General features: G+C 60.8%; 19 protein-coding genes. 11 read left to right on the plus strand and 8 right to left on the minus strand.

All coding sequences use genetic code 11. From position 1 onward, the window contains the following. Positions 1 to 192: 192 nt before the first annotated feature. Together ACWIKB_RS26815 and ompR are read right to left on the minus strand one after the other, a co-directional pair. On the minus strand, positions 193 to 1506 hold the full coding sequence (locus ACWIKB_RS26815) for an ATP-binding protein (protein ID WP_401326337.1): 1314 nt from the start codon (positions 1504 to 1506) through the stop codon (positions 193 to 195). A gap of 114 nt (positions 1507 to 1620) precedes the next feature. Further along, positions 1621 to 2361 (minus strand): osmolarity response regulator transcription factor OmpR, encoded by a 741-nt coding sequence (ompR, locus tag ACWIKB_RS26820; RefSeq protein WP_054047784.1) that lies wholly within the window; start codon positions 2359 to 2361, stop codon positions 1621 to 1623. A gap of 361 nt (positions 2362 to 2722) precedes the next feature. On the opposite strand from ompR, the gene ACWIKB_RS26825 reads away from it, so the two are divergent. The 7 genes from ACWIKB_RS26825 to tauD all read left to right on the plus strand — a co-directional run bounded on the left by ACWIKB_RS26825 (position 2723) and on the right by tauD (position 11532). Further along, entirely contained in the window at positions 2723 to 5047 is a 2325-nt protein-coding gene (locus ACWIKB_RS26825) for a Tex family protein (protein WP_475270502.1), read from the plus strand. After that, positions 5047 to 5430, plus strand: a complete 384-nt coding sequence (locus ACWIKB_RS26830) for a PaaI family thioesterase (RefSeq protein WP_007972875.1) — start codon at positions 5047 to 5049, stop codon at positions 5428 to 5430. Before ACWIKB_RS26825 ends, ACWIKB_RS26830 begins: the two co-directional genes overlap by 1 nt. 381 nt (positions 5431 to 5811) lie before the next feature. Continuing rightward, positions 5812 to 7395, plus strand: a complete 1584-nt coding sequence (gshA, locus tag ACWIKB_RS26835; RefSeq protein ID WP_475270503.1) for a glutamate--cysteine ligase — start codon at positions 5812 to 5814, stop codon at positions 7393 to 7395. 465 nt (positions 7396 to 7860) lie between these two features. Beyond that, positions 7861 to 8838 (plus strand): taurine ABC transporter substrate-binding protein, encoded by a 978-nt coding sequence (gene tauA / locus ACWIKB_RS26840; protein WP_201199701.1) that lies wholly within the window; start codon positions 7861 to 7863, stop codon positions 8836 to 8838. A 15-nt stretch (positions 8839 to 8853) separates the two neighbouring features. Beyond that, positions 8854 to 9648, plus strand: a complete 795-nt coding sequence (gene tauB, locus ACWIKB_RS26845) for a taurine ABC transporter ATP-binding subunit (RefSeq protein WP_054047794.1) — start codon at positions 8854 to 8856, stop codon at positions 9646 to 9648. After that, a complete protein-coding gene (gene tauC, locus ACWIKB_RS26850) occupies positions 9645 to 10478 on the plus strand; it encodes a taurine ABC transporter permease TauC (RefSeq protein WP_475270504.1) in 834 nt (277 codons plus the stop codon). The genes tauB and tauC overlap by 4 nt, the downstream gene beginning before the upstream one ends. Before the next feature lie 211 nt (positions 10479 to 10689). Continuing rightward, positions 10690 to 11532, plus strand: coding sequence for a taurine dioxygenase (gene tauD / locus ACWIKB_RS26855; RefSeq protein ID WP_475270505.1), 843 nt, complete (start codon positions 10690 to 10692; stop codon positions 11530 to 11532). Between the two features lie 136 nt (positions 11533 to 11668). On the opposite strand, the gene mgrA is transcribed toward tauD, so the two are convergent. The 3 genes from mgrA to ACWIKB_RS26870 form a co-directional block, all read right to left on the minus strand. Continuing rightward, positions 11669 to 12706 carry an L-glyceraldehyde 3-phosphate reductase gene (gene mgrA / locus ACWIKB_RS26860; RefSeq protein ID WP_054047800.1) on the minus strand — a complete coding sequence of 346 codons (1038 nt, stop codon included), beginning with the start codon at positions 12704 to 12706 and terminating at the stop codon, positions 11669 to 11671. A gap of 105 nt (positions 12707 to 12811) precedes the next feature. Further along, complete coding sequence (locus tag ACWIKB_RS26865) at positions 12812 to 14131, minus strand: LLM class flavin-dependent oxidoreductase (RefSeq protein ID WP_475270507.1); 1320 nt, start codon at positions 14129 to 14131, stop codon at positions 12812 to 12814. 2 nt (positions 14132 to 14133) lie between these two features. After that, complete coding sequence (locus ACWIKB_RS26870; RefSeq protein ID WP_475270508.1) at positions 14134 to 16380, minus strand: TonB-dependent receptor; 2247 nt, start codon at positions 16378 to 16380, stop codon at positions 14134 to 14136. 206 nt (positions 16381 to 16586) lie between these two features. Between ACWIKB_RS26870 and ACWIKB_RS26875 the strand changes: the two genes are divergently transcribed. Further along, the gene (locus ACWIKB_RS26875; protein WP_475270509.1) at positions 16587 to 17627 is read left to right on the plus strand and encodes a LacI family DNA-binding transcriptional regulator; all 1041 of its coding nucleotides are present in this window, start codon (positions 16587 to 16589) and stop codon (positions 17625 to 17627) included. 110 nt (positions 17628 to 17737) lie between these two features. Here the strand turns inward: ACWIKB_RS26875 and ACWIKB_RS26880 are convergent, their stop codons facing one another. After that, the gene (locus ACWIKB_RS26880) at positions 17738 to 18655 is read right to left on the minus strand and encodes a LysR family transcriptional regulator (protein ID WP_475270510.1); all 918 of its coding nucleotides are present in this window, start codon (positions 18653 to 18655) and stop codon (positions 17738 to 17740) included. A gap of 129 nt (positions 18656 to 18784) precedes the next feature. Here ACWIKB_RS26880 and ACWIKB_RS26885 point away from each other — a divergent pair, with 129 nt between their 5' ends. From ACWIKB_RS26885 to ACWIKB_RS26895, 3 genes are all read left to right on the plus strand, one after another. Continuing rightward, positions 18785 to 19525, plus strand: coding sequence for an SDR family oxidoreductase (locus ACWIKB_RS26885; protein WP_475270511.1), 741 nt, complete (start codon positions 18785 to 18787; stop codon positions 19523 to 19525). Between the two features lie 24 nt (positions 19526 to 19549). Next, on the plus strand, positions 19550 to 20437 hold the full coding sequence (locus ACWIKB_RS26890; RefSeq protein ID WP_475270512.1) for an SDR family oxidoreductase: 888 nt from the start codon (positions 19550 to 19552) through the stop codon (positions 20435 to 20437). A 115-nt stretch (positions 20438 to 20552) separates the two neighbouring features. Then, positions 20553 to 20810 carry a hypothetical protein gene (locus ACWIKB_RS26895; protein WP_475270513.1) on the plus strand — a complete coding sequence of 86 codons (258 nt, stop codon included), beginning with the start codon at positions 20553 to 20555 and terminating at the stop codon, positions 20808 to 20810. Positions 20811 to 20827: 17 nt separating this feature from the next. On the opposite strand, the gene betT is transcribed toward ACWIKB_RS26895, so the two are convergent. Both betT and epsC read right to left on the minus strand, forming a co-directional pair. Beyond that, positions 20828 to 22783 carry a choline transporter BetT gene (betT, locus tag ACWIKB_RS26900; RefSeq protein WP_475270566.1) on the minus strand — a complete coding sequence of 652 codons (1956 nt, stop codon included), beginning with the start codon at positions 22781 to 22783 and terminating at the stop codon, positions 20828 to 20830. A gap of 498 nt (positions 22784 to 23281) precedes the next feature. Then, a complete protein-coding gene (gene epsC, locus ACWIKB_RS26905) occupies positions 23282 to 24208 on the minus strand; it encodes a serine O-acetyltransferase EpsC (protein ID WP_475270514.1) in 927 nt (308 codons plus the stop codon). Between the last annotated feature and the right edge of the window lie 180 nt (positions 24209 to 24388).

Here is a 24388-nt window from a genome sequence, read left to right on the forward strand (position 1 = left end):
CCCAAAGGGGCGAGGGGACTGACCGAGTTGTTCTTAGAGCTACATCGACCTGAAAAATCGAGGTGAACTCAGGATTTGAATAGCATGCGGTCTGCTCCCTTTCCCCTCTCCCCTCTCCCCTCTCCCCTCTCCCCTCTGGGGAGAGGGCTGGGGTGAGGGGTGGCTTTAGATTCCCACCAAAACCTAATGTCCTTAAACCGCATCCCGCGGCAACATCAACCCCAACGGCAACCGCACCCGCGCTTCCAGCCCGCCACCCGACCGATTACGCAGCTCAACATTCCCGCCATGCATCGAAGCAATCCGCTTCACGATCGCCAGGCCCAACCCGGTGCCCTTACCGCCCCGAGCCCGGTCACCACGGGTAAACGGATTGAAGATCGCCTCCAGCTCCGACGGATCAATCCCCGCCCCGCGGTCCATCACGCTCAGCACCACATACGGAGCACTGGTGTCGCCGGACACATACGCCGCGACCTCAACCCCACTGCCCGCATGGTGCAAGGCGTTGCCGATCAGGTTGTTCAGCAAGCGTTTCATCGACACCCGACGCAGCGGGAACGGCTGGATCGGCTCCAGACGCAAGCGCACTTTCTCTTCGTTCTGGTTGTACGGCGCGGCAACTTCGCGCACCAGATCGCTCAGGTCCACCTCTTCCACCGACTCGTCACGACCGTCGCGAATGAACGCCAGGAACTGGTCGAGAATCGCGTCCATGTCTTCGATGTCGCGCACCATGTCGTCCGACAGATCGCTGTGGTCACCCATCAATTCCAGGGACAAGCGCAACCGGGTCAATGGCGTTCGCAGGTCGTGGGACACCCCGGCCAGCATCAACTCACGCTCGCGACCCGCCTGCTCGACGTCTTCGGCCATCTGGTTGAACGCGCGGTAAACCTCGGCCATTTCACTCGGTGTGTCGCTGATCGGCAGGCGCACACTGCGGCCCTGGCCGAGTTGCCGTGCGGCGTAGACCAGGCGTTTCAACGGTTGATTGAGCTGGCTGACGAAGATCCACGCCGAGGCGGTGGACAGCAAGCCGATGGCGAGGAACCAGCCGAGTACGTTCCAGATTTTCTGGCCACGCAGCGGATGCGGATACAGCGGCACTTTCAGCCAGCCATCGCCCAGGCTGGGCGCCCGGACCCACAGCGCCGGCGGGGAGTGCATGCGTAATCGAACTTCGGTGTCGGCACCCAGCTCCGCCTGCATCTGCCGCTGGTAAATCTCGCTGTATGGCCAGTGTTGCTCACCTTCCGGCACACCGGCGCCCACTACCCGGATCAGGGTCGCGGCATCAGCGATTTTCGCGCGGTTTTCTTCATCGGCGGCCCAATAGGCACGCAGCGTCAGGGCGACGCCGTGACTGTATTGGCGGTCCACCAGCACGTCTTCGTTCATCAACAGATAAACCAGGGTCAGCGCCTTGGAGAACAGGACGACGATCAGCACCAGCCACAGGGTGCGAGAGAAGAAACTCTGGGGGAACCAAACGGGGGTTTTCATGGATAACCGCTACACACTTGCAGGAGCGAGCGATGCTCGCACATTGCGGATCGCGAGTCTGCGGGCAAGGTCGTTTGACCCGTTGCCCGCACACCCGCTCCTACAAATCGCCGATCACTTGGTGGCGGCGCCGTCCGGAACGAACACGTAACCCACGCCCCAGACTGTCTGGATGTAGCGCGGCTTGGATGGATCGGGCTCGATCATCCGGCGCAGACGGGAGATCTGCACGTCGATGGAACGTTCCAGGGCATCCCACTCGCGGCCACGGGCCAGGTTCATCAACTTGTCGCGAGTCAACGGCTGACGGGCGTTCATGACCAGGGCCTTGAGCACCGCGAACTCACCAGTGGTGAGCATGTGCACTTCATCGCCGCGTTTGAGTTCGCGGGTGGCCAGGGACAGTTCGTAGTCACCGAAGGTCACGCTTTCGTCTTCGCTGCCCGGTGCACCCGGCACTGGCGCAGCCTGACGACGCAGGACCGCTTTGACCCGCGCCATCAGCTCGTCCGGATTGAACGGCTTGGCCAGGTAATCGTCGGCGCCCAGCTCCAGGCCCTTGATGCGGCTCAGCTCATCGCCCTTGGCGGTCAGCATGATGATCGGAATCTGATTGTTCGCGCCGCGCAGACGGCGGCAGGCAGTCAAACCGTCTTCGCCGGGCAGCATCAGGTCGAGGACGACCAGGTTGAACACTTCACGCGCCAGCAGACGGTCCATCTGCTCTGTGTTCGGTACGGCACGGGCACGGTAGCCCTTGCTGACGAAAAAGCGTTCCAGCAGGCTGCTTAGCCCTGGATCGTCATCAACAATAAGAATTTTTTCGCCTTCAGCATTGTTTGCAGTGCTGCTCATTAGATGCTCCTTTTAGCTCGGCGCGCATTATGGCGTAGCTGCCGTTATACGCACCGTGTGCATTGTTAGCAGATTTTTCCTTCACTGCCAGAAAACCGGTATTTCTGCCTACAGGGTGCAATGCCCCCGAATGACAGAACGCTGGTTATAATGCGCGGCGTTTTGTGTCAGGCAACGTCTGATCGTTACTGTAGAAGGCCGCTTTTTATTTTCATGGCCTGCGCAGTAATTGTTCGATTTCACGGGTCAACGGGATGCCTGTTGACCCAGGTAGCGGCGCAGGCCAGGCCGCTCAACCAGTCTCGCCGAGCCTTTATCCCTGCGCCTGCGAGCCTGCTTTCACAATTTGTCAGGTGGTTTTATGGACAGCATCAACAGCCGCATCGCCGAGGAACTCGGTGTACGCCCACAACAGGTCGAAGCGGCCGTCGCGCTACTCGATGAGGGCTCTACCGTTCCCTTCATCGCCCGCTACCGGAAAGAAGTGACCGGCAGCCTCGATGACATCCAGTTGCGGCATCTGGAAGAGCGTCTGCGCTACCTGCGAGAACTCGACGAACGGCGCATCAGCATCCTTGCCAGCATCCAGGAGCAAGGCAAGCTGACCCCTCAACTCGAACGCGACATCAAACTCGCCGACACCAAGACCCGCCTCGAAGACTTGTACCTGCCGTACAAGCAGAAGCGCCGCACCAAGGGCCAGATCGCCCTGGAAGCCGGCCTCGGCGACCTGGCCGACGGCCTGTTCAACGACCCGAGCCTGACGCCGGACGCCGAAGCCGCGCGCTTTGTCGACGCCGAAAAAGGCGTGGCGGATGTGAAGGCCGCCCTCGAAGGCGCCAAATACATCCTGATGGAACGCTTCGCCGAAGACGCCGGCCTGCTGGACAAGCTGCGCAGCTACCTCAAGCAGGAAGCCACCCTCAGTGCCCGCGTGATTGCCGGCAAGGAAGAGGAAGGCGCCAAGTTCCGCGACTATTTCGAACACGATGAACCGCTGAAAAGCATGCCGTCGCACCGCGCGCTGGCGATTTTCCGTGGCCGCAACGAAGGCATTCTCAGCTCCGCGCTGAAAGTCGGCGATGAACTGCCGGGCACCATGCACCCGTGCGAAGGCATGATCGGCCAGCAATTCGGCATCCAGAACCAGAACCGAGCAGCCGACAAATGGCTGGGCGAAGTGGTGCGCTGGACCTGGAAGGTCAAGCTCTACACCCACCTGGAAACCGACCTGCTGGGCGAACTGCGTGACGGCGCGGAAACCGAAGCAATCAACGTCTTCGCGCACAACCTGCACGACTTGCTGCTGTCGGCCCCGGCCGGTCCGCGCGCCACCCTGGGCCTCGACCCGGGCCTGCGCACCGGTTGCAAAGTTGCAGTGGTCGACTCCACCGGCAAGCTGCTGGATCACGCCACGGTTTATCCGCACGTGCCGCACAACAAGTGGGACCAGACCATCGCGATTCTGGCTGCCCTGTGCGCCAAGCACGCGGTAGACCTGATCGCTATCGGCAACGGCACCGCCAGCCGCGAAACCGACAAACTGGCCGCTGAACTGATCAAAAAATACCCAGCCATGAAGATGACCAAAGTCATGGTCTCCGAGGCCGGTGCATCGGTTTACTCGGCGTCGGAACTGGCTTCCAAGGAATTCCCGGATCTGGACGTGTCGATCCGTGGCGCGGTGTCCATTGCTCGTCGTCTGCAAGACCCGTTGGCCGAACTGGTGAAGATCGATCCGAAATCCATCGGCGTCGGCCAATACCAGCACGACGTGTCGCAGTTGAAACTGGCCCGCGGCCTGGACGCTGTGGTCGAGGATTGCGTAAACGCCGTTGGCGTGGACGTGAACACCGCTTCCGTGGCGCTGCTGGCCCGCATCTCCGGCCTCAACGCGACCCTGGCGCAGAACATCGTCAGCCACCGCGACGAACACGGCGCGTTCAAAACCCGTGCGGCGTTGAAGAAAGTCGCGCGTCTGGGCGAAAAAACCTTCGAACAGGCCGCTGGTTTCCTGCGCGTCATGAACGGCGACAACCCGCTGGATTCGTCGGCGGTTCACCCGGAAGCCTATCCGCTGGTACAGCGCATTGCCGCTGAAACCGACCGTGATATCCGTTCGCTGATCGGCGACGCGAGTTTCCTCAAGCGCCTCGATCCGAAAAAGTACACCGACGAAACCTTCGGTTTGCCAACGGTCACCGACATCCTGCAAGAGCTGGAAAAACCCGGTCGCGACCCGCGTCCCGAGTTCAAGACCGCCGAGTTCCAGGAAGGCGTCGAAGACCTCAAGGACCTGCAACTGGGCATGATCCTCGAAGGCGTGGTGACCAACGTGACCAACTTCGGCGCGTTCGTCGACATCGGCGTGCATCAGGACGGTTTGGTGCACATCTCCGCGCTTTCGGAGAAGTTCATCAAGGATCCGCGCGAAGCGGTGAAGGCCGGTGACGTGGTGAAAGTGAAGGTCATGGAAGTCGACATCCCGCGCAAACGCGTAGGCCTGTCGATGCGCATGAGCGACACGCCGGGCGAGAAAATCGACGGTGCTCGTGGTGCACGTCCGGGTTCGGCACCGCGCCAATCCCAGAACTCTGCACCGCGTAAGGAAACCACGGCGCCGGCCCCGGCCAACAACGCCATGGCTTCGCTGTTCGCCAACGCCAAGCAGTTGAAGAAACGCTGATGGATATCCCTGCCGGGCTGACCGAAAGCGCTTTTTTCAAGCTGCTGGGGTGTCGCTTGCACAGCCTGGAAACCGGGGTGGCGCAAGTCGCCCTAGCGCTTGAGCCAGAGCTGCGCAATCGCGGCGGCAAGCTGCACGGCGGGGCTTTGTTCAGTCTGGTGGACATTGCCATGGGGCTGGCCTGTTCCAGCACCCACGGCTTTGACCAGCAGAGCGCGACCATCGAATGCAAGATCAACTACATTCGCGCGGTTTCCGACGGCGAAGTGATGTGCACGGCACGGGTGATCCATCCGGGCCGGCGCACGTTGGTAGTTGAAGCCGACGTGATGCAAGGCGACAAACTGGTCGCAAAAGCACAAGGCACCTTCGCTGTCCTATAGCTCCCCACCCTCGATTTGAGTTAATTTCGGCGCTACGACTGCGGCGTCGAACTTTTCCGCGTTCGCGACAGCCAGATTCATGGAGTGAAGTTGGCAATTAACTGTGAGCTGTGCGGCTGATGCCCGCCAGTTAAGACGCGCAACCTGTGGGAGCGGGCTTGCTCGCGAAAGCGGTGTGTCAGGCGACGTTAATGTTGACTGACACGCCCTCTTCGCGAGCAAGCCCGCTCCCACAGGGGGCTGCGGTGATCAATCCTTAACTGGCAGGCATCAGGTCTGTGCGACTCAAGAACCAGGCGAAAACGCCAGTTTTAACTTCACCCTTGTAGACCGTCTTGCCCACCCCCATATTGGGGCGACTGACGCGTGAAGGAATCCAACTTGAGCGAACTTCTCAACCGCCGCCTGGCTCTGCTTGGCGAGCGCGCTAACCTCTCTCTGCTCGAACAGTGCCTTCACGGCATCGAACGTGAATGCCTGCGCGTGACCGACGAAGGTCGCCTGGCGCAAACGCCGCACCCGGAAGAATTGGGTTCCGCGCTGACCAACGAACAGATCACCACCGATTATTCCGAATCGCTGCTGGAGTTCATCACGCCCGCCCTGCCCGACCCGGCAGACACGCTGGCGAGCCTGGACAGCATTCACCGTTTTGCCTACAGCAAGCTCGGCAACGAGTTTCTGTGGAGTCCATCGATGCCGTGCCCGCTGCCGGCCGAGGAAGACATCCCGATTGCCTATTACGGCACCTCCAACATTGGTCAGCTCAAGTACGTCTACCGCAAGGGCCTGGCCCTGCGTTACGGCAAGACCATGCAGTGCATCGCCGGGATTCACTACAACTTTTCCCTGCCGGAAAAGCTCTGGCCGCTGCTCAAAGAGGCCGAAGGCTTTGTCGGCACCGACCGTGACTATCAGTCATCGGCCTACATCGCGCTGATCCGCAACTTCCGTCGCTACAGCTGGCTGCTGATGTACCTGTTCGGTGCCTCCCCTGCCCTGGACGCCGGTTTCCTGCGCGGTCGTTCGCACCAGTTGGAACAACTGGACCCGGACACCTTGTACCTGCCGTATGCCACCAGCCTGCGCATGAGCGACCTCGGTTACCAGAGCAACGCCCAGGCCGGCCTGACGCCGTGCTACAACGATTTGGCGAGCTACACCGACAGCCTGCGCAAAGCGGTGGCCACGCCTTACGCGCCGTACGTCGAAGTCGGCACGCACAAGGACGGTGAGTGGGTTCAGCTCAACACCAACATCCTGCAGATCGAAAACGAGTACTACTCCAACATCCGCCCGAAACGCGTGACCTACACCGGCGAACGGCCGATCCAGGCGCTGGTGGCTCGCGGCATTCAGTACGTCGAAGTGCGTTGCCTGGACATCAACCCGTTCCTGCCGATGGGCATCGACCTGACGGAATCGCGCTTCCTCGACGCATTCCTGCTGTACTGCGCGCTGAACGACAGCCCGTTGCTCTCCAACAACACCTGCGGCAATGCGACCTCGAACTTCCTCAGCGTGGTCAAGGAAGGTCGTCGCCCTGGCCTGCAATTGCAGCGTGACGGTCAGCCGGTGGACATGAAGGAATGGGCCACCGAACTGCTGGAGAACATTGCGCCACTGGCGGCGTTGCTCGATCAGAGCCATGGCGGCGATGCGTACAGCAAGGCGCTGGACGTGCAACTGGAGAAGGTCAAGGATTCGTCGCGAACCCCATCGGCCCAAGTGCTGGCGGCCATGGCCGAGCACAAGGAAAGCTTCGCTCAATTCTCCCTGCGTCAGAGCCGGGTGCATGCGGAGTACTTCCGCAGTGAGCCGCTGAGCGTTGAAGACCAGGCGAAGTTTGAAGAGCGGGCGCGTTCGTCGCTGGCTGAGCAGGCGGAGCTGGAGCAGAACGAAGTTGGCGATTTCGATGTGTTTGTCGGGTCGTATCAGGCGAGTATTCTGGCGATCAGTAACTAACCTCGAGACTCACCCCTCACCCTGACCACTACACCCCAACCCTCTCCCCAGAGGGTAGAGGGGGCTGACCGAGTTGTTCTTAGAGCTACATCGACCTGAAAAACCGAGTCGAACTCAAGTTTTGAACATCACGAAGATCGGCTCCCTTTCCCCCTCTCCCCTGTGGGTAGAGGGGGCTGACCGGGTTGTTCTTAGAGCTACATCGACCTGAAAAACCGAGTCGAACTCAAGTTCTGAACATCACGAAGATCGGCTCCCTTTCCCTCTCCCCTGTGGGGAGAGGGCTGGGGTGAGGGGTCGATCCACCTGACTGCACACAATGGCAAATTCTCCACTACCCTCCCACCCATCCCTTAGAATTTTCCGCTCATAAGCTCATTCGAAAAAGTTATTTATTTTCTGATTCTTATATCATTTAGTCTCCTTTTCACGCCGATCCTCGGTCGCCTGACAAGGAGCTTCCCAATGAAACTGAATTTCCCTCTTCGCCTCCTGGCGGCCGCGTCCCTGGCTGCGGCGAGTTTCTTTGCCCAGGCGGCTGACGTCACCGTCGCCTACCAGACCACCGTGGACCCGGCCAAAGTCGCCCAGGCCGACGGCGCGTACGAAAAAGCCACCAACGCCAAAATCGACTGGCGCAAATTCGATAACGGGGCCGACATCATCGCCGCCATCGCTTCCGGCGACGTGCAGATCGGCTACCTCGGTTCCAGCCCGCTGACGGCGGCGATCACCCGCAAAGTCCCGGTTGAAACCTTCCTCATCGCCACCCAGATCGGCGCCGCCGAAGCACTGGTTGCCCGCGACGGTTCCGGGATCAAAACCCCGCAAGACCTGATCGGCAAGAAAATCGCCGTACCGTTCGTTTCCACCGGCCACTACAGCCTATTGGCCGCGCTCAAGCACTGGAACATCGACCCGTCGAAAGTCACCATCCTCAACCTCGCGCCACCGGCCATCGTTGCTGCGTGGAAACGCGGTGACATCGACGCCACTTACGTCTGGGACCCAGCCCTCGGCGTGGCCAAGGAAAACGGCAAAGTGCTGATCACCTCCGGCGAACTGGCCAAGTTTGGCGCGCCGACTTTCGATGCCTGGATCGTGCGTAAAGACTTCGCCGAGAAGCACCCGGAAATCGTCACCGCGTTCGCCAAAGTGACCCTCGACGCCTACGCCGACTACCGCAAAGACCCGAAAGCCTGGCTCGCCAACCAGAGCAACGTCGACAAACTGGTGAAGCTCTCCGGCGCCAAGGCCACTGACATTCCATTGCTGCTGCAAGGCAACGTCTACCCGCTGGCGGCTGATCAAGTGATCACCCTCGGCGCACCAACCACCAAGGCCATCACCGACACCGCCGCGTTCCTGAAAGAACAAGGCAAGGTCGAGGCCGTGCTGCCGGACTACGCCCCGTATGTCAGCGCTAAATACATCACCAACTGATCGGAGTTAACCGCGATGGCTTTGCTACAGCTGGAGCGCATCAGCGCACAGTACCCCGGCAGTCCGGAACCGGTACTGACGGATATTTCCTTGAGCCTTGGGCCCCAGCAATTGCTGGTGGCCCTCGGCCCGTCCGGCAGTGGCAAGACTTCGCTGTTGAACCTGATTGCCGGTTTCGTCGAGCCCAGCGCCGGGCGCATCACCCTTGACGGCGTGCCGGTCAAAGGCCCGAGCGCCGAGCGCGGCGTGGTGTTTCAGGACGACGCCCTGCTGCCTTGGCAAGACGTGTTGGCCAACGTGGGCTTCGGTCTGGAACTGGCCGGCATTGCCAAAGACAAACGGGAAATCCGCGCCCGGGAAATGCTCGCGCTGGTGGACCTTTCCGGTTTTGAAAACCGCCGGATCTGGCAGCTCTCGGGCGGCCAGAAGCAACGCGTTGGCTTGGCCCGCGCCCTCGCCGCCGACCCGCGTGTGTTGCTGATGGACGAACCCTTCGGCGCCCTTGATGCCTTCACTCGCGAACAGATGCAGGAGCTGTTGCTGCAAGTCTGGCAGCGCACCGCCAAACCGGTATTCCTGATTACCCACGACATCGAAGAAGCGGTGTTCCTCGCCACGGATCTGATTCTGCTGGCGCCGAATCCCGGGCAAATCGTCGAGCGTTTAAGCCTGGATTTCGGTCAGCGTTACGCCGCTGGCGAGTCGGCACGGGCGATCAAATCCGACCCGCGCTTTATCGAGACTCGTGAACACGTGCTCGCCAAAGTGTTCTCCCAACGCAGCGCCGCCACGCGGCAGGAGCGCGCATGAGCAGCTATGAAATTCCGGCCGTATCGGTGAAACCGGGTTCAACGGTGATTCCGGTGCGCCGCAGTCTCAATACTCGTTGGATCAGCGTGCTGACGCTGTTCGCTTTGGTGTTCATCTGGTGGGCCGTGACGGCCACTGGAATGATCGAACCACTGTTCCTGCCACCGCCGTCTGCCGTGCTGCAAAAAGGCTGGCTGCTGGCGACTACGGGCTATATGGATTCAACCTTGTGGCAGCACTTGGGCGCGAGCCTGAGCCGCATTGGCCTGGGCCTCGGCTTCGCGGTGCTGACCGCCGTGCCGGTCGGGATTGCCATCGGCCACAACCGCATCGCGCGCGGGATTCTCGATCCACTGATCGAGTTCTACCGTCCAATTCCACCGCTGGCCTATCTGCCGCTGATTGTGATCTGGTGCGGTATCGGCGAGTTGTCGAAAGTTTTGCTGATCTACCTGGCGATCTTCGCCCCGATTGCCATCGCCACCGCGACTGGCGTGCGCACGGTTGATCCGGCCAAGTTGCGCGCCGCGCAGTCCTTGGGCGCAACCCGGGCGCAGTTGATTCGGCATGTGATTCTGCCGAGTGCGCTGCCGGACATCTTGACCGGCGTGCGCATTGGTTTGGGTGTGGGTTGGTCGACGCTGGTTGCTGCCGAGCTGATCGCCGCCACCAGCGGCCTCGGCTTCATGGTGCAGTCGGCTGCGCAGTTCCTGGTCACCGATGTGGTGGTGCTGGGGATTCTGGTGATCGCGCTGATCGCCTTCGCCATGGAAATGGGCCTGCGCGCACTGCAACGCAAACTGGTGCCGTGGCACGGCCAGGCGCACTAAAACGTTTGAATGTGGGGATCAACTGTCTTGATCCCCACTTTTTTGGATCAACCCTGTAGGAGCTGCCGAGTGAAACGAGGCTGCGATCTTTTGATCTTGCTCTCTAAAAACAACATCAAAAGATCGCAGCCTCGTTTCACTCGACAGCTCCTACGGGTGCGGTGTCGTTCACAACATTCATGTACGACACCCAGAATTGAAGAGAACCGCCATGAGCAACTTGACCATCGTCCCTCTGAGCTCGGCCCTCGGCGCGCAAATCAGTGGCATCGACATCAGCCAGCCGCTGGACCAGGAACAGCGCGACGCCATCGAACAGGCGCTGCTCAAGCACCAAGTGCTGTTCTTTCGCGACCAACCGATCACGCCGCAGCAGCAAGCGCGTTTCGCCGCCAATTTCGGTGACCTGCACATTCACCCGATCTACCCGAACGTACCGGAACAACCGGAAGTGTTGATCCTCGACACCGCCGTCACCGACGTGCGCGACAACGCGATCTGGCACACCGACGTGACCTTCCTGCCGACCCCGGCCATGGGCGCGGTACTCAGCGCCAAGTTGCTGCCGGAGTTTGGAGGCGACACGTTGTGGGCCAGTGGGATTGCGGCGTATGAGGCGTTGTCGGCGCCGATGAAAACGTTGCTCGAAGGGCTGACCGCGACTCACGATTTCACTCGCTCATTTCCGCTTGAACGCTATGGCAACACGCCTGAGGCATTGGCGCAGTGGGAAGAGGCACGTCGCAAGAATCCGCCACTGTCGCACCCGGTGATCCGCACGCACCCGGTGAGCGGGCGCCGTTCGTTGTTCGTCAATGAAGGGTTCACGTCGAAGATCAATGAATTGTCGGAGACCGAAAGCGAGGCGATTCTGAAGCTGCTGTTCGCCCACGCGACCCGGCCGGAATTCACCATTCGCTGGCGCTGGCAGAAGGATGACGTGGCGTTCTGGGATAACCGCGTGACCCAGCATTACGCGGTAGATGACTACCGCCCGGCGCGGCGGGTGATGCAGCGGGCTACGGTGTTGGGGGATGTGCCGTTTTTTCGGTGAGCATTGATTTCTTCATTGCCCGATCTGGCCCCTTCGCGAGCAAGCCCGCTCCCACAGTTGGAATGCGTTCCAATGTGGGAGCGGGCTTGCTCGCGAAGGCGATAAGACAGGCGCCGAAAGATCCGGCACCGAACACTTATTCAGCCGTCGAAGGCTTCTCCCACAAATTGATCCCGCCCTCCTGGGCAAACCGATCGATCTCCGCCAACTCTTCCGCGCTAAAGCTCAGGTTCTTCAACGCCCCGACGTTCTCGATGATCTGCTCTGGCCGGCTCGCGCCGATCAGGGCCGAGGTCACGCGCGGGTCGCGCAGGGTCCAGGCCAACGCCAATTGCGCCAGGCTCTGGCCGCGACGCTTGGCGATTTCGTTGAGCCCGCGAACATGGGCGATGTTGGCTTCGGACAGGTGCGATTCCTGCAACGAACCACCGCCCGGACGGTTGACCCGCGCATCCTTCGGAATGCCGTTGAGGTATTTGTCGGTCAACAATCCCTGGGCCAACGGAGTAAAGGCAATCACGCCGGCACCGAGTTCATCGGTGACGTCCAGCAGATCCTTTTCCACCCAGCGATTGAGCAGGTTGTAGGCCGGCTGGTGAATCAGCAGCGGCACTTTCCACTCTTGCAACAGCGCAGCGATTTCGCGGGTTTTTACCCCGGAATACGACGAGATGCCGATGTACAACGCTTTGCCTTGCTGCACAGCAGTGGCCAATGCGCTGGCGGTTTCTTCCAGCGGGGTGTCCGGATCGAAGCGGTGGGAATAGAAGATATCCACGTAGTCGAGGCCCAGGCGTTGCAGGCTCTGATCGAGACTGGCCAGCACGTATTTGCGCGAACCGCCGCCCTGGCCGTACGGGCCTGGCCACATGTCCCAACCGGCCTTGCTGGAGATGATCAGTTCGTCGCGGTACTGCTTGAAATCTTCGCGCAGCAGGCGACCGAAGTTGATTTCGGCGCTGCCGTACGGCGGGCCGTAGTTGTTGGCCAGGTCGAAGTGGTTGATGCCCAGGTCGAACGCGGTACGCAACAGTGAGCGCTGGGTGTCGATCGGCGTGCTGTCGCCGAAGTTGTGCCACAGGCCCAGGGACAGTGCCGGCAGCACCAGCCCGCTGCGGCCTACGCGGCGGTAAGGGATAGAGTCATAGCGGTTTTCGGCAGCGGTGTAAGTCATCGAATCCTCTCTTGTCTGTTTTGTCTGGAGTCTGTGGGAGCCAAGCTTGCTGGCGAAGGCGTACTCAAGATCGCCTTCGCGGGCAAGCCTCGCTCCTACAGGGTGTTACGTAAATCTGTTGCCGGGCCTGGCGAGCCCAAGGTTCTGGCGCAAGGTCCGGCCTTCGTACTCTGTTCTGAACAACCCACGCCGTTGCAGTTCCGGAACCACGCCGTTGGCAAAGTCTTGCAACCCGCCCGGCAGATGCGGCACCAACACGTTGAAGCCATCCGCCGCGCCTTGTTCGAACCATTCCTGCAAGCGGTCGGCAATCTGTACCGGCGTGCCCACCAGGCTGTAATGCCCGCGACTGCCGGCAATCTTGCGGCCCAGTTCGGCGAGGCTGAGGTTTTCCCGGCCTGCCAATTCGGTCAGCAGTTTCTGACGGCTTTGCTGGCCGCTTTCGGTCAACGGTAATTCCGGCAGCGGTCCGTCCAACGGGTACTTCGACAAGTCGAAGTTGCCCAGCATACGCCCAAGTAATGCGACGCCAACCTCAGGTTCGACTAATTGCTGAAACGTTTCATATTTCTCCCGGGCTTCGCTTTCGGTCTGCCCGACGACCACAAAAACACCCGGCATGATTTTCAGCGAGTCGGCACTGCGACCGTAGCGACTCAAGCGTCCCTTGAGGTCGGCATAAAACGCCTGGGCATTGGCCAGGGACGTCTGCGCAGTGAACACCACCTCAGCGGTTTGCGCTGCCAATTCACGACCGAGTTCGGAAGAACCCGCCTGCACAATCACCGGTTGACCCTGGGGTGAGCGCGCCACATTCAGCGGACCTTTAACACGGAAGTGTTCCCCGACATGATCCAGCACGTGTACTTTTTCCGGGCGGTAGTACGTACCGCTGGCTTTGTCCCGTACAAAGGCGTCATCTTCCCAACTGTCCCACAACCCGGTGACCACTTGATAAAACTCCCGAGCCCGGCTGTAGCGGTCTGCGTGACCTATATGCTCGTCACGACCAAAATTCTGCGCTTCGGCGGCATTGTCGGAAGTCACCAGATTCCACCCCGAGCGCCCCCCGGAAAGGTGGTCCAGGGAGGCGAACTTTCGTGCTACATGGTACGGCTCGTTATAGCTGGTTGTGGCCGTGGCAATCAGCCCGATACGCGCTGTCACAGCGCTCAATGCAGCGAGCAAAGTCAGGGGTTCAAAGTGGTCTGAGCGAGCCATGCGGCTGGCAATCGCTCCGGTCGGCGCCGCCAGGCTGTCGGCGATGAACAACGCATCGAACTTCGCCGCCTCGGCAATCTGCGCCAAGTGCTTGTAGTGGGCGAAGTCGAGTCCGGCGTCGGCCGGTACGTCGGGGTGACGCCAGGCAGCGACGTGGTGCCCGGTGGCCATCAGGAACGCGCCAAGCTTGAGCTGTCGAGCCATGGTCAGAAGTCCTTGCGCAGTTGCACGCCGAAGTAGCGCTCGTCGTCCCGTGGCACGGCGCGGTAGATGTAGTTGCCGCCGCTGGCCAGTAGTGGGGAGTAGGACTTGTCAGCGAGGTTTTTGCCCAGCAACGCCACGCGCCAGCCGTTGCTGTAATCCGCCAGGGCCACGCTCGCGTTCCACAAGCCGTAGGCGCCTTGCTTGGTGTCGACGTTCTGGCTGATGTCGTACTGCACTTCGCTCTGCCAGCTATAGTCGGTGCCGAGTTCGATATCCAGGCCGTTATCCAGCGGGATGCTGTAGTCGGCGCGCACGTAGCTTTTCCAGTCAGGACTGAACGGCAGCGGCTTGCCATTGACGTTGCACGACGCCGCCGCACCGGCCGGGCAGGCGAATTCGTCGATGCGCGCGCGGGTGTAGGCCAGGGCGCCGGAGAACTTCAGTTGCTGGGTGGCCTGCAAGGCGTAATCGAGCTCGACGCCTTCAGTGCTGACGCTGCCGGCGCTGATCAAACGCGTCACCACTTGCCCGGCGACGGTGTCGAAGAAGTTAGCCTGATAGTTGTCGTAATCGCTGTGGAACACCGCCAGGTTGGTGGTCAGGCGATTGTTCCAGGAAGTGGCTTTGATCCCGGCCTCCCAAGTGTTGGACGTCTCCGGTTTCAGCGCCTCGGTGTCCCGTGGCTGCATGTTGAAGAACACGTTGTAGGCCGGACCTTTGTAGCCGCGCGAATAGGTCAGGTACGTGGTGACCGTATCGCTCAAGTCGTACTGCACGCCGAGCCGCCCGGACCAGCCGTCTTCGTCCACCGAACCCGAACTGCTGGTGCCCGGCTGAATGCCACTGACGGTGGTGGCCGACGTGGAGACTCGGCGGTGATCGTATTCCAAATCGTCGTGGGTCCAGCGCAGGCCGGCGATGCTGCGGAAGTTCGAAGTGAAGTTGAGGGTGCTTTCGCCGAACACCGCGTAGCTGTCACTGGTGGTGCTGTAGTCGGCGACACCACGGTTGACACTGGTCGGCGTAGTCAGCGTGCGCTGATAGGTTTCCTCGTCCTTGCCGTGCATGTAGAACAAGCCGCCGACGTACTCCAGGAACTCGCCTTTCGGTGAAGCCAGACGCAGTTCTTGGGAGTACTGATCGAACGCCAGATCGCCCTTGTCAGCCGTGCCCGGGAACGCAGCAGTCACCGTACCGAGGCGATCGCCGTCCTGATATTGCGTGTTGTCCCAGCCACGCCACGCGGTGATCGAGGTCAGGGTGTAATCGCCGAGGTTCCAGTCGAGCTGGCCGGACAGGCCCTTGTTGATGTCATCGACGTGGGTGCGGGTGTCGGTGTTGATGTCACGGTTGTCGCTGGACGCCCGCACCGGGTTCAAGGCATTGGCGAACGCCGGGGTCAGGGACTTGCTGACCACGCCGTTGGGCGCGTCGTCGTGGGACTGCATGTAGTCGGCAATCAGGGTGAATTTGAGGTCGTCATTCGGGGTGAATTCCAGTTTGCCGCGCACGCCTTTGTGGTTGTAGCCGTTGACCTCCTGACCGTTGTGCTCGTTGTCGACATTGCCGTCGTAACTGCCGAACAGCGTGGTGATCGAGCCTTTCAGCGTATCCGGAATCAGGCTGCCGCCAATACCGAAACGGGTGCGGCTTTCGTTGCCGCTGTAGTACGACTGATCGATGAAACCGTGGGTCTCGGCGGTCGGCGCTTTGCTGGTGATATTGAGCACCCCGGCCGAGGCGTTCTTGCCGAACAGTGTGCCTTGAGGGCCGCGCAGGACTTCGATGCGCTCCAGGTCCAGCAGGTCGAGGGTCGCCTGCCCCGGGCGGGCGTAGACCACGCCGTCGATCACCGTGGCCACGGTCGGCTCGACGCCCGGCGAGGTGGAAATCGTGCCGACACCACGGACAAACAGCGAGGTGTCCTTGTTCGACGCGCCGGTGCGGAAATTCAACGACGGCACTTGCTGGACGATGCTGGCCACGCCATTGCGGTTGTCGCGCTCAAGTTGCTCGCCATCCAGCACCGACACCGCCACCGGGACTTTTTGCAGCGACTCTTCGCGGCGGGTGGCGGTGACTGTCACAGACTTGAGGGTTGGCTCCTGGTCTGCGCTGTCTGCGGCGAAAGCACCAGACACAGGCATCGCGGTCAACCCGGCGAGCAGCCAGCCCAGATACGGTCGGCGTGGTGTGGCGGCGCGAATCGATCGCGCCAGTTTATGTGATTCCCCAGGAATGCTGTGCATGGTCTGCCCGCTCGAAAAATTGCCCTGAACCGCTGCCCTTCTGCGAAGACAGCGCGTGTGAATGTGTCTTGGGCATTCGCTCGAGCGAGTAGCAGACAGAACGCTTTGTTAGCGCTAACATCGCCAGTATCGGCAAGCCGGACATAGACCGTCCAATACTGAAAAATTACTTTTATATGCGTTTTGGTTTTGAGAGGGATCACCCGTTGAGTGAAGACAAGCCCCGCAAACGCCGTGGCGCCGGCCGCGTCACGCTCAATACCGTGGCGCGGCAGGCCGGGGTTTCGGCGATCACCGTGTCGCGTTATTTCAATCAGCCGGAACAGGTGTCGCCGGAACGACGCGAGCGCATCGCGGCGGTGGTCGCCGAGTTGGGTTACGTGCCGAACCTGGTGGCCGGCGGGTTGGCGTCGGCGCGCGGCAAGATTGTCGGCATGGTGATCCCGAACATCTCCGGGCCGATCTTCGCCAACACGATCCAGGGCTTCAGCGACACCCTCAGCCGCCACGGTTACCAACTGTTGTTAGCGTCGAGTTACTTCAGCGCCGAACAGGAAGAAAGCGCCGTGCGAGCGTTTCTCGGCTGGTCGCCGGCGGCGTTGGTGCTGACCAGTCACTTTCATAGCGTCGGCACCGAAAAGATGATTGCCGAGGCGGATATTCCGGTGATCGAAACCTGGGACTATCAGCCCGAACGCGAGCCGCTACAGATTGGTTTTTCACATTTTGAAGTCGGCGTAACAGCCGCGCGTTATCTGCATGGCAAGGGCTATCGGCGGATTGCCTTTGTGCAGAACAGCGCACCGGGGGACCTCAGTGCACTGGAGCGACGGGATGGCTACGCGGCGACCGTTATCGAGCTGGGGCTGGAACCGTGGGTGTTCGCCCCGGATGCGGATCGCGCGCCGTTCGAGGCCGGCAAGCAGGCGATGGAAGCTTTGATGAACGCCTCACCCCGCCCCGACGCAATCATCTTCGCCAACGACAACCTCGCCGCTGGCGGCTTGCTGGCCGGGCAACGGGCGGGGCTGAAAATCCCTGAAGACTGTGCAGTCCTCGGGTTCGGCGATTACCCGTTCGCCGAAATGCTACTGCCGAGTTTGAGTACCATCAAGCCACCGGCACTGGAGATCGGCGTACTGGCCGCGACACGAGTGCTGGAGAGCCTGGGGGTGCTGCCGGTGGGGGATGAAGTGCAGCGGTTGAACCTGCTGGAGTGCCATGTGATCGAGCGCGAAAGCGCCTGACGGAACTCCACAATACCTGTGGGAGCGGGCTTGCTCGCGAAGGCGGCGTATCAGACGACATCAATGTTGAATGCCAGGACGCCTTCGCGAGCAAGCCCGCTCCCACAGGTTTATTTGCCAGGCTTGATAGTCGTGGCTACCGCGCCCCCAGCAAACACTTCCCCCAACCAATCTACAAACACCCGGACCCGTGGCGACATGTGTCGATTGTGCGGATACAGCACTGAAACCGGCATCGCTGGTGGCGGTGTGTCGGTGAGGATTTCCTGCACCAGACCTTGGGCTATCTGCGTTTCCATCCGGTAGTGCGGGCACTGGATGATGCCGAGTCCGGCAATCGCCGAGGCGGCGTAGATCTCGGCGCCGAACACCGACAATGCGCCATCGATGGACACTTCCTGCAGTTCGCCATCGACCATGAATTCAAGCGGAAACTGCTTGGCGGTGGTGCGCGACACGTAGTTCACCGCGCGGTGATTGCTCAGGTCTTCGAGGCTTTTCGGTTCGCCGTATTTGCGCAGGTACGCGGGGCTGGCGCAGGTGATCTGGCGCAAGTTGGCCACGCGCCTACCGATCAATGCCGAGTCACTCAGCGTGCCGGCGCGCAGCACACAATCGACGCCTTCAGCGATCAGGTCGACAAAACGGTCGGCCTCGCTGATCGACAGCTCGATGTCCGGATAACGGGCCATGAATTGCGGCAGCGCCGGGATCACAAAGTGCTTGGCCAAGGTGCCATGCAAATCCACGCGCAGCCGCCCTTTCGGCGCCACGCCGCGAAACGCCAGTTCGGCTTCTTCCAGCTCCGCCAGCAACTGCACACAACGTTGGTAATACGCCTCGCCATCCAGGGTCGGGCGCACTTTGCGTGTGCTGCGCTCCAACAATCGCGTGCCGAGCCAGGCTTCGAACTGGTTCAGCGTATGGGTCAATGTGGCCCGTGGCAGGTTCAGGTCATCGGCGGCCAGGGTGAAGCTGCTGCGCTCGTAGATCCGCACGAAAACCTTCATCGCTTTGACTTGATCCACGTTCGACTCCTGGCCTTCGATTGTTGGCGATTATTGAACAGTCAAGGCAACTCTCGTGCATTTATCGCCCTGAGTAAACATGTGAAATTGGCTCCACCCCAAGCCAACCACTTCACAGGAACCACCGCCATGACCACTCAAACTTCGAAAGTAGCCATCGTCACCGGCGCCTCCCGCGGCATCGGCGCGGTGATCGCCAAGCAACTGGCCAACGAAGGTTTTGCCGTCGCCATCAACTACGCCAGCAGCGCCACCGAAGCCTCGAAACTGGTGGTTGAATTGCGTCAGGCCGGCCACCAGGCCATAGCAATCAAGGCCGACGTTTCCAGTGCCGACGACGTTCGCCGTTTGTTCGACGAGACCGAAACGCAACTGGGCAAGGTCGATGTGCTGATCAACAACGCCGGCATCCTCAAGGTGCTGCCACTGGCCCAGCACAGCGACGAACTGTTCGACCAGAACTTCAATATCCACACCCGCGGCACGTTCAATGCCCTGCGTGAAGCCGCCACGCGCCTGAACAGCGGCGGGCGGATCATCAACTTTTCCAGCAGCACCGTCGGCCTGAATCTGCCGGGCTACGCGGTGTACATCGCCAGCAAAGCGGCCGTGGAATCCCTGACCCAGGTGTTCGCCAAGGAAATGCGCGGTCGCAACATCACGGTCAACGCGGTCGCACCAGGCCCGGTCGCCACTGACCTGTTCCTGCACGGCAAGAGCGAAGAACAGATTCAGACCTTCGCCAAGATGGCGCCGCTGGAACGCCTGGCGCAGCCAGAAGATATCTCCCGCGTGGTGTCTTTCCTGGTCGGCCCTGATTCGGGCTGGGTCAACGGGCAAATCCTGCGGGTTAACGGTGGTCTGGTTTAAGCCAGCCGACTCAAGGAGAACCTTATGAAAAACGTCATCCTAATCACGGGCGCCGGCACCGGCATCGGCAAAGTCGCCGCCCAATCCCTCGCCCGGGCCGGGCACATCGTTTACGCCAGCATGCGTGACGTGAACGGGCGCAACGCCACTCGGGCCGACGCTATTCGCCGGTGGGCGAAGGAGCAAAATGTTGAATTGCATCCACTGGAACTGGACGTGTTGTCCCAGGATTCGGCGGACGCTGCGGTCGCCTCCATCATCAAGGAGCAAGGTCGCCTCGATGTGGTGATCCAGAACGCCGGGCACCTGGTGATCGGCCCGAGCGAAGCCTACACCGCCGAAGAAATCATGAAGGTCTTCGACACCAACTTCTACGGCGCCCACCGGGTCAGCCGCGCGGTGTTGCCACAGATGCGCGCTCAGGCTTCGGGCTTGGTGTTGTGGATCAGCAGCTCCACGACCAAGGGCGGCTTCCCACCGTTCCTGGGGCCTTATGCCGCCGCGAAAGCGGCGATGGATTCCCTGGCGGTGAGCATGTCCTATGAGCTGACCCGCTTCGGCATCGAAACCTCGATCGTGGTGCCCGGCGCGTTCACCCGTGGCACCGATCATTTCCCCAGCGCCGGCAAACCGGCCGACGTCGCGCGCAACGCCGCCTATGCTCGATATGACGGGGTGATGGATAAAGTCGGCGAACGATTGAGCGCATTGACCCCGGACGATGCCGACCCGCAAGCGGTGGCCGATGACATCGTGCGCATTGTCGGACTGCCGCAAGGCTCACGGCCGGCGCGGTCGGTGATCGATTTTGTCGGGGATGGCGCGGCTGAGGTATTGGAAGTTTCGGAGCGGGTGCGGATCGACTTTGCCAAGCGGATTGGAATAGATGATTTGCTTCGCGTGAGTCAGTAAGGACGCCTTCGCGGGCAAGCCTCGCTCCTACAAGGGTTCGCGCGTTCCGTAGGAGCGAGGCTTGCCCGCGAAAGCGGCCTATCAGGCACCAAACATCTAAAGGACGGACCACACCATGCACACCACCATCATCATCTTCTTCGGCCTGGTCCTGCTGGCGCTGATGCTCTACATCGGCGAGCGGGTCGGCTTCAGCCGTCAGACGCTGACCTACAGTTTCGTCGTCCTGTGGCTAGCCTTGACGGTGATCAACGGCGCGGTGGGCGTGGTCACGGCCGGGCAGCCGGTGAGTTCGGAACTGGTGGTCGGCACGGTGGTGTTCGGCGTGCCGGTGGCGGCGCTGGTTCTGTTCATGGTGCTGAGCAAAACCTAGACGCCACCGGCTCCCGATCAACGAACCAGGTGCAAGAACTGCATGTGCCGTTCGTACTGGTCGAGGATGTCGTTGATGATCTGCTCCTTGGTGTAACCCACCAGATCGTAGTCCTGACTGCCCTCGCTCAAATGCACTTCGGCCCGGTAGTAGCGACGGTTGTTGAGTTGCTTGGAACCCATGCCGCCACGGGCGAAGGACGGCGTGAAGTAGCCGCGCATCTGCACTTGGTAAATGAACGGATGCTGCTCGCCATGCCCGATTTTCAGGCTGACGCTGTCATTCGCCGGGTCCGGCTGAGCGACCACGTTCAGACCCTTCTCGACAAACACCGCCGTCACTTCTTCAATCGCCGGACGCACCGTCGTTTCGAGGAAGCGATAGACCTCATCCCGCGACGGGAAATGCACCGCCTGACTCAAGCGCTGACGCCAGCCGCCACGCTTGGAACCGGAGACCGGTGCCAGGGAATGCATCTGCGCGATCTGCTTCTGGGATTCCAGGTAGAACGCCTTGTGCAGCCCCCACATCATCAGCAACAGGATCATCGAGAACGGCAACGAGGTCAGCACCACCGCAGATTTCAGCGCATCGATGCTGCCCGAGAACAGCAGCGCACTGGTCACCAACGCCGTCATCGCCCCCCAGAACACCCGCAGCCATTTCGGCCCGTCTTCATCCGGGTTGCCGCCCTTCGCAGAGAGCGTCGACAACACCACGGTGCCCGAGTCGGCGGACGTGACGAAGAACACGAAGCTAATAAACACCGTCACCGCGATCACGGTCTTGCTCCACGGATAGGTTTCCAGCAGCAGGTACAAGGTCATCGACGGATTATCGATGGCCGACATACCCAGCGCCGTCATGCCGTGGTTGAGGACTTGATCGATGGCGCTGTTGCCGAAGATCGACATCCACGCCAGGGTGAAACCGAGCGGAATCAGCAGCACGCCGAAGACGAATTCACGGATGGTCCGGCCACGGGAAATCCGTGCGATGAACAGGCCCACGAACGGCGACCATGCAATCCACCAGGCCCAATAGAACACTGTCCAACCGCCCAGCCAGTCGCTGGGTTTGTCGTAGGCGTAGAGGTCGAAACTCTTCATCGGCAATGCGCCGAGGTAGTCGCCGATGTTCTGGATCAAGGTGTTGAGCAGGTGCTGCGTCGGGCCGGCAAACAACACGAACAGCAGCAACGCGCAGGCCAGCAGCATGTTGATATCGGACATTACCCGCACGCCTTTATCGACGCCGGACACCGCCACGATGATCGCCGCGCCCATCATCAAGGTGATCAAACCGACCTGAATCCAGTGGGTGTGGGCGATGCCGAACAGGTAGTCCAGGCCCGAGTTCAGGTGCAACACCCCGAAGCCCATGTCCGCGCCGAGACCGAACACCGTGGCGATGATGCCGAAGCCGTCCACTGCGTAGCCGATCGGGCCGTTGATGCGTTTGCCAATCAGCGGGTACAGCGCCGAGCGCAGGGCCAGCGGCAGGTTATGTCGATAGGCAAAGTAGGCCAGGGCCATGCCGACGAAGGCGAACACGCCCCAGCCATGCAGGCCCCAGTGCAGAAACAGAATCTGCATCGCCTGCCGCGCCGCTTCCGGCGTACCGGCGGTGCCTTGGGGTGGCTGCGCCAGGTGCGTCAGTGGTTCGGACACGCAAAAGAAAAACAGCGTGATGCTGATCCCGGCGGCGAACAGCATGCCGGCCCAGGACAGGTAACTGAATTCGGGTTCGTCGTGGTCGGCACCGAGCTTGATCTTGCCGTAGCCAGACAACGCGGTGACCACCACGAAGACCAGATACAGGGTCATCGCGAGCATGTAATACCAGCCGACCGTGTTGGCCGCCCAGTTTTGCGCTTCCAGTAACCAGGCACCGGCCTGTTTGGGCATGGCCATGACGACAATGCCGAACAGCAGAATGAAACCCGCAGCAAAGTAGAACACCGGCGGATTCATGCGGACTTGGCCGCTTGGAGGGGTGGACGGTGCACTCATGAACAGTGCGCCTCAAGGGGGTGAAACAGGGCAATCAGTAACGGACTCGGCAAGGGCAAGCCTCCTGTTGTGAGCGGGCAGCAAACCGGCGGTTTAACTTGAATGAGCGTTCAAGTTAAACATGAATAGCGTGCTAAGGACTAATCGCAGGGCTCGGCGGTCGCTTTCCTACGCTAGCTCAGGGAAGGGTATGACGCGGGGTTTGGAGGATTCGTTCATTGAGAAAGGAGCTAATTGCCAGTATCTCGATCAACCTTGAGAACCACCCCTCACCCTAACCCTCTCCCCAAGGGGTAGAGGGGACTGACCGAGGTGTTCAGTTGAGCTACATCGACCTGAACTATCGAGCCGAGCTCAGGATTTGAAAGCAACAAAGATCGGCTCCCTTCCCCTCTCCCCCCTGGGGAGAGGGTTGGGGTGAGGGGTGGCTCTCAAATCAAACAACGATCTAACTGATGCTTACTTCTGCGTCCCATCATCATGCTGCAAATTCGCCTGCGTCAGGTTGCACCCCGCCGGCACGCTGCGGGTCAGCCACACGTTGCCGCCAATGGTCGAACCCTGGCCGATGGTGATCCGCCCGAGAATCGTCGCCCCGGCGTAAATCACCACATCATCTTCAACGATCGGATGCCGCGGATGCCCCTTCTGCAACTGCCCGTCCTCATCCGAAGGGAAGCGCTTGGCACCTAGGGTCACGGCCTGATAAATCCGCACCCGCTCGCCAATGATCGCCGTCTCGCCGATCACCACACCCGTCCCGTGATCGATAAAGAAGCTGCGGCCGATCTGCGCCCCCGGATGAATGTCGATGCCGGTGGCGGAGTGGGCGATTTCCGCGCTGATCCGCGCCAGCAACGGCAACCCGGCGCGGTACAAATGGTGGGCGAGGCGATGGTGAATAACCGCCAGAATCCCCGGATAGCACAGCAACACTTCATCGACACTGCGGGCCGCCGGGTCACCGTGATAAGCAGCCAGCACGTCGGTGTCCAACAGACTGCGCAGCCCCGGCAATGCGAGGGCAAAGTCCTGGATGATCTGGATGGTCTTGGCTTCGACTTCAGTGTCAGCCTGGGCACTGTGGCGAGCGGCGTAACGCAGTTCAAGCCGCGCTTGGGCCAGCAACGCATTCAGCGCGACATCGAGGGTGTGGCCGACGTAGAAATCTTCACTCTCTTCACGCAAATCCACCGGCCCCAGGCGCATCGGGAACAGCGCACCACACAACGCTTCAAGAATCTCCGCCATTGCCGCCCGGGACGGCAACTCGCGACCGCCCTGCTCGCCGCTGGCGCGGCCGTTTTGTGCACGCCATTGATCACGCGCCGTGCGCAGCTGGCTGACGATGGTCTGCAATTGCCAATGGCTGGAACGCTCGCTCACGGTAAAAACTCCTCACGGGCGGCCGGACTGTCTGGCCGCACTGACGGCGATTACTTTACGGCAAGGGCTTGAAGCCGAATTAAGAACCAATTGTGCTGTGATCAATACATTCGGATATAAGCGATTGGCGGTTGCCCGTACAAATGGGCGTGCCTATAGTCCTGACATCCTCCACCGCCA

The organism is Pseudomonas sp. 5Vm1k (genome assembly GCF_056161485.1).

Excerpts from the sequence above, each read along its gene's own strand:
- ACWIKB_RS26815 (WP_401326337.1), bottom strand. The coding sequence starts at position 1,506 with ATGAAAACCCCCGTTTGGTTCCCCCAGAGTTTCTTCTCTCGCACCCTG.
- ompR (WP_054047784.1), bottom strand. The coding sequence starts at position 2,361 with ATGAGCAGCACTGCAAACAATGCTGAAGGCGAAAAAATTCTTATTGTT.
- ACWIKB_RS26825 (WP_475270502.1), top strand. The coding sequence starts at position 2,723 with ATGGACAGCATCAACAGCCGCATCGCCGAGGAACTCGGTGTACGCCCA.
- ACWIKB_RS26830 (WP_007972875.1), top strand. The coding sequence starts at position 5,047 with ATGGATATCCCTGCCGGGCTGACCGAAAGCGCTTTTTTCAAGCTGCTG.
- tauA (WP_201199701.1), top strand. The coding sequence starts at position 7,861 with ATGAAACTGAATTTCCCTCTTCGCCTCCTGGCGGCCGCGTCCCTGGCT.
- tauB (WP_054047794.1), top strand. The coding sequence starts at position 8,854 with ATGGCTTTGCTACAGCTGGAGCGCATCAGCGCACAGTACCCCGGCAGT.
- tauC (WP_475270504.1), top strand. The coding sequence starts at position 9,645 with ATGAGCAGCTATGAAATTCCGGCCGTATCGGTGAAACCGGGTTCAACG.
- tauD (WP_475270505.1), top strand. The coding sequence starts at position 10,690 with ATGAGCAACTTGACCATCGTCCCTCTGAGCTCGGCCCTCGGCGCGCAA.
- mgrA (WP_054047800.1), bottom strand. The coding sequence starts at position 12,706 with ATGACTTACACCGCTGCCGAAAACCGCTATGACTCTATCCCTTACCGC.
- ACWIKB_RS26865 (WP_475270507.1), bottom strand. The coding sequence starts at position 14,131 with ATGGCTCGACAGCTCAAGCTTGGCGCGTTCCTGATGGCCACCGGGCAC.
- ACWIKB_RS26870 (WP_475270508.1), bottom strand. The coding sequence starts at position 16,380 with ATGCACAGCATTCCTGGGGAATCACATAAACTGGCGCGATCGATTCGC.
- ACWIKB_RS26885 (WP_475270511.1), top strand. The coding sequence starts at position 18,785 with ATGACCACTCAAACTTCGAAAGTAGCCATCGTCACCGGCGCCTCCCGC.
- ACWIKB_RS26890 (WP_475270512.1), top strand. The coding sequence starts at position 19,550 with ATGAAAAACGTCATCCTAATCACGGGCGCCGGCACCGGCATCGGCAAA.
- ACWIKB_RS26895 (WP_475270513.1), top strand. The coding sequence starts at position 20,553 with ATGCACACCACCATCATCATCTTCTTCGGCCTGGTCCTGCTGGCGCTG.
- betT (WP_475270566.1), bottom strand. The coding sequence starts at position 22,783 with ATGAATCCGCCGGTGTTCTACTTTGCTGCGGGTTTCATTCTGCTGTTC.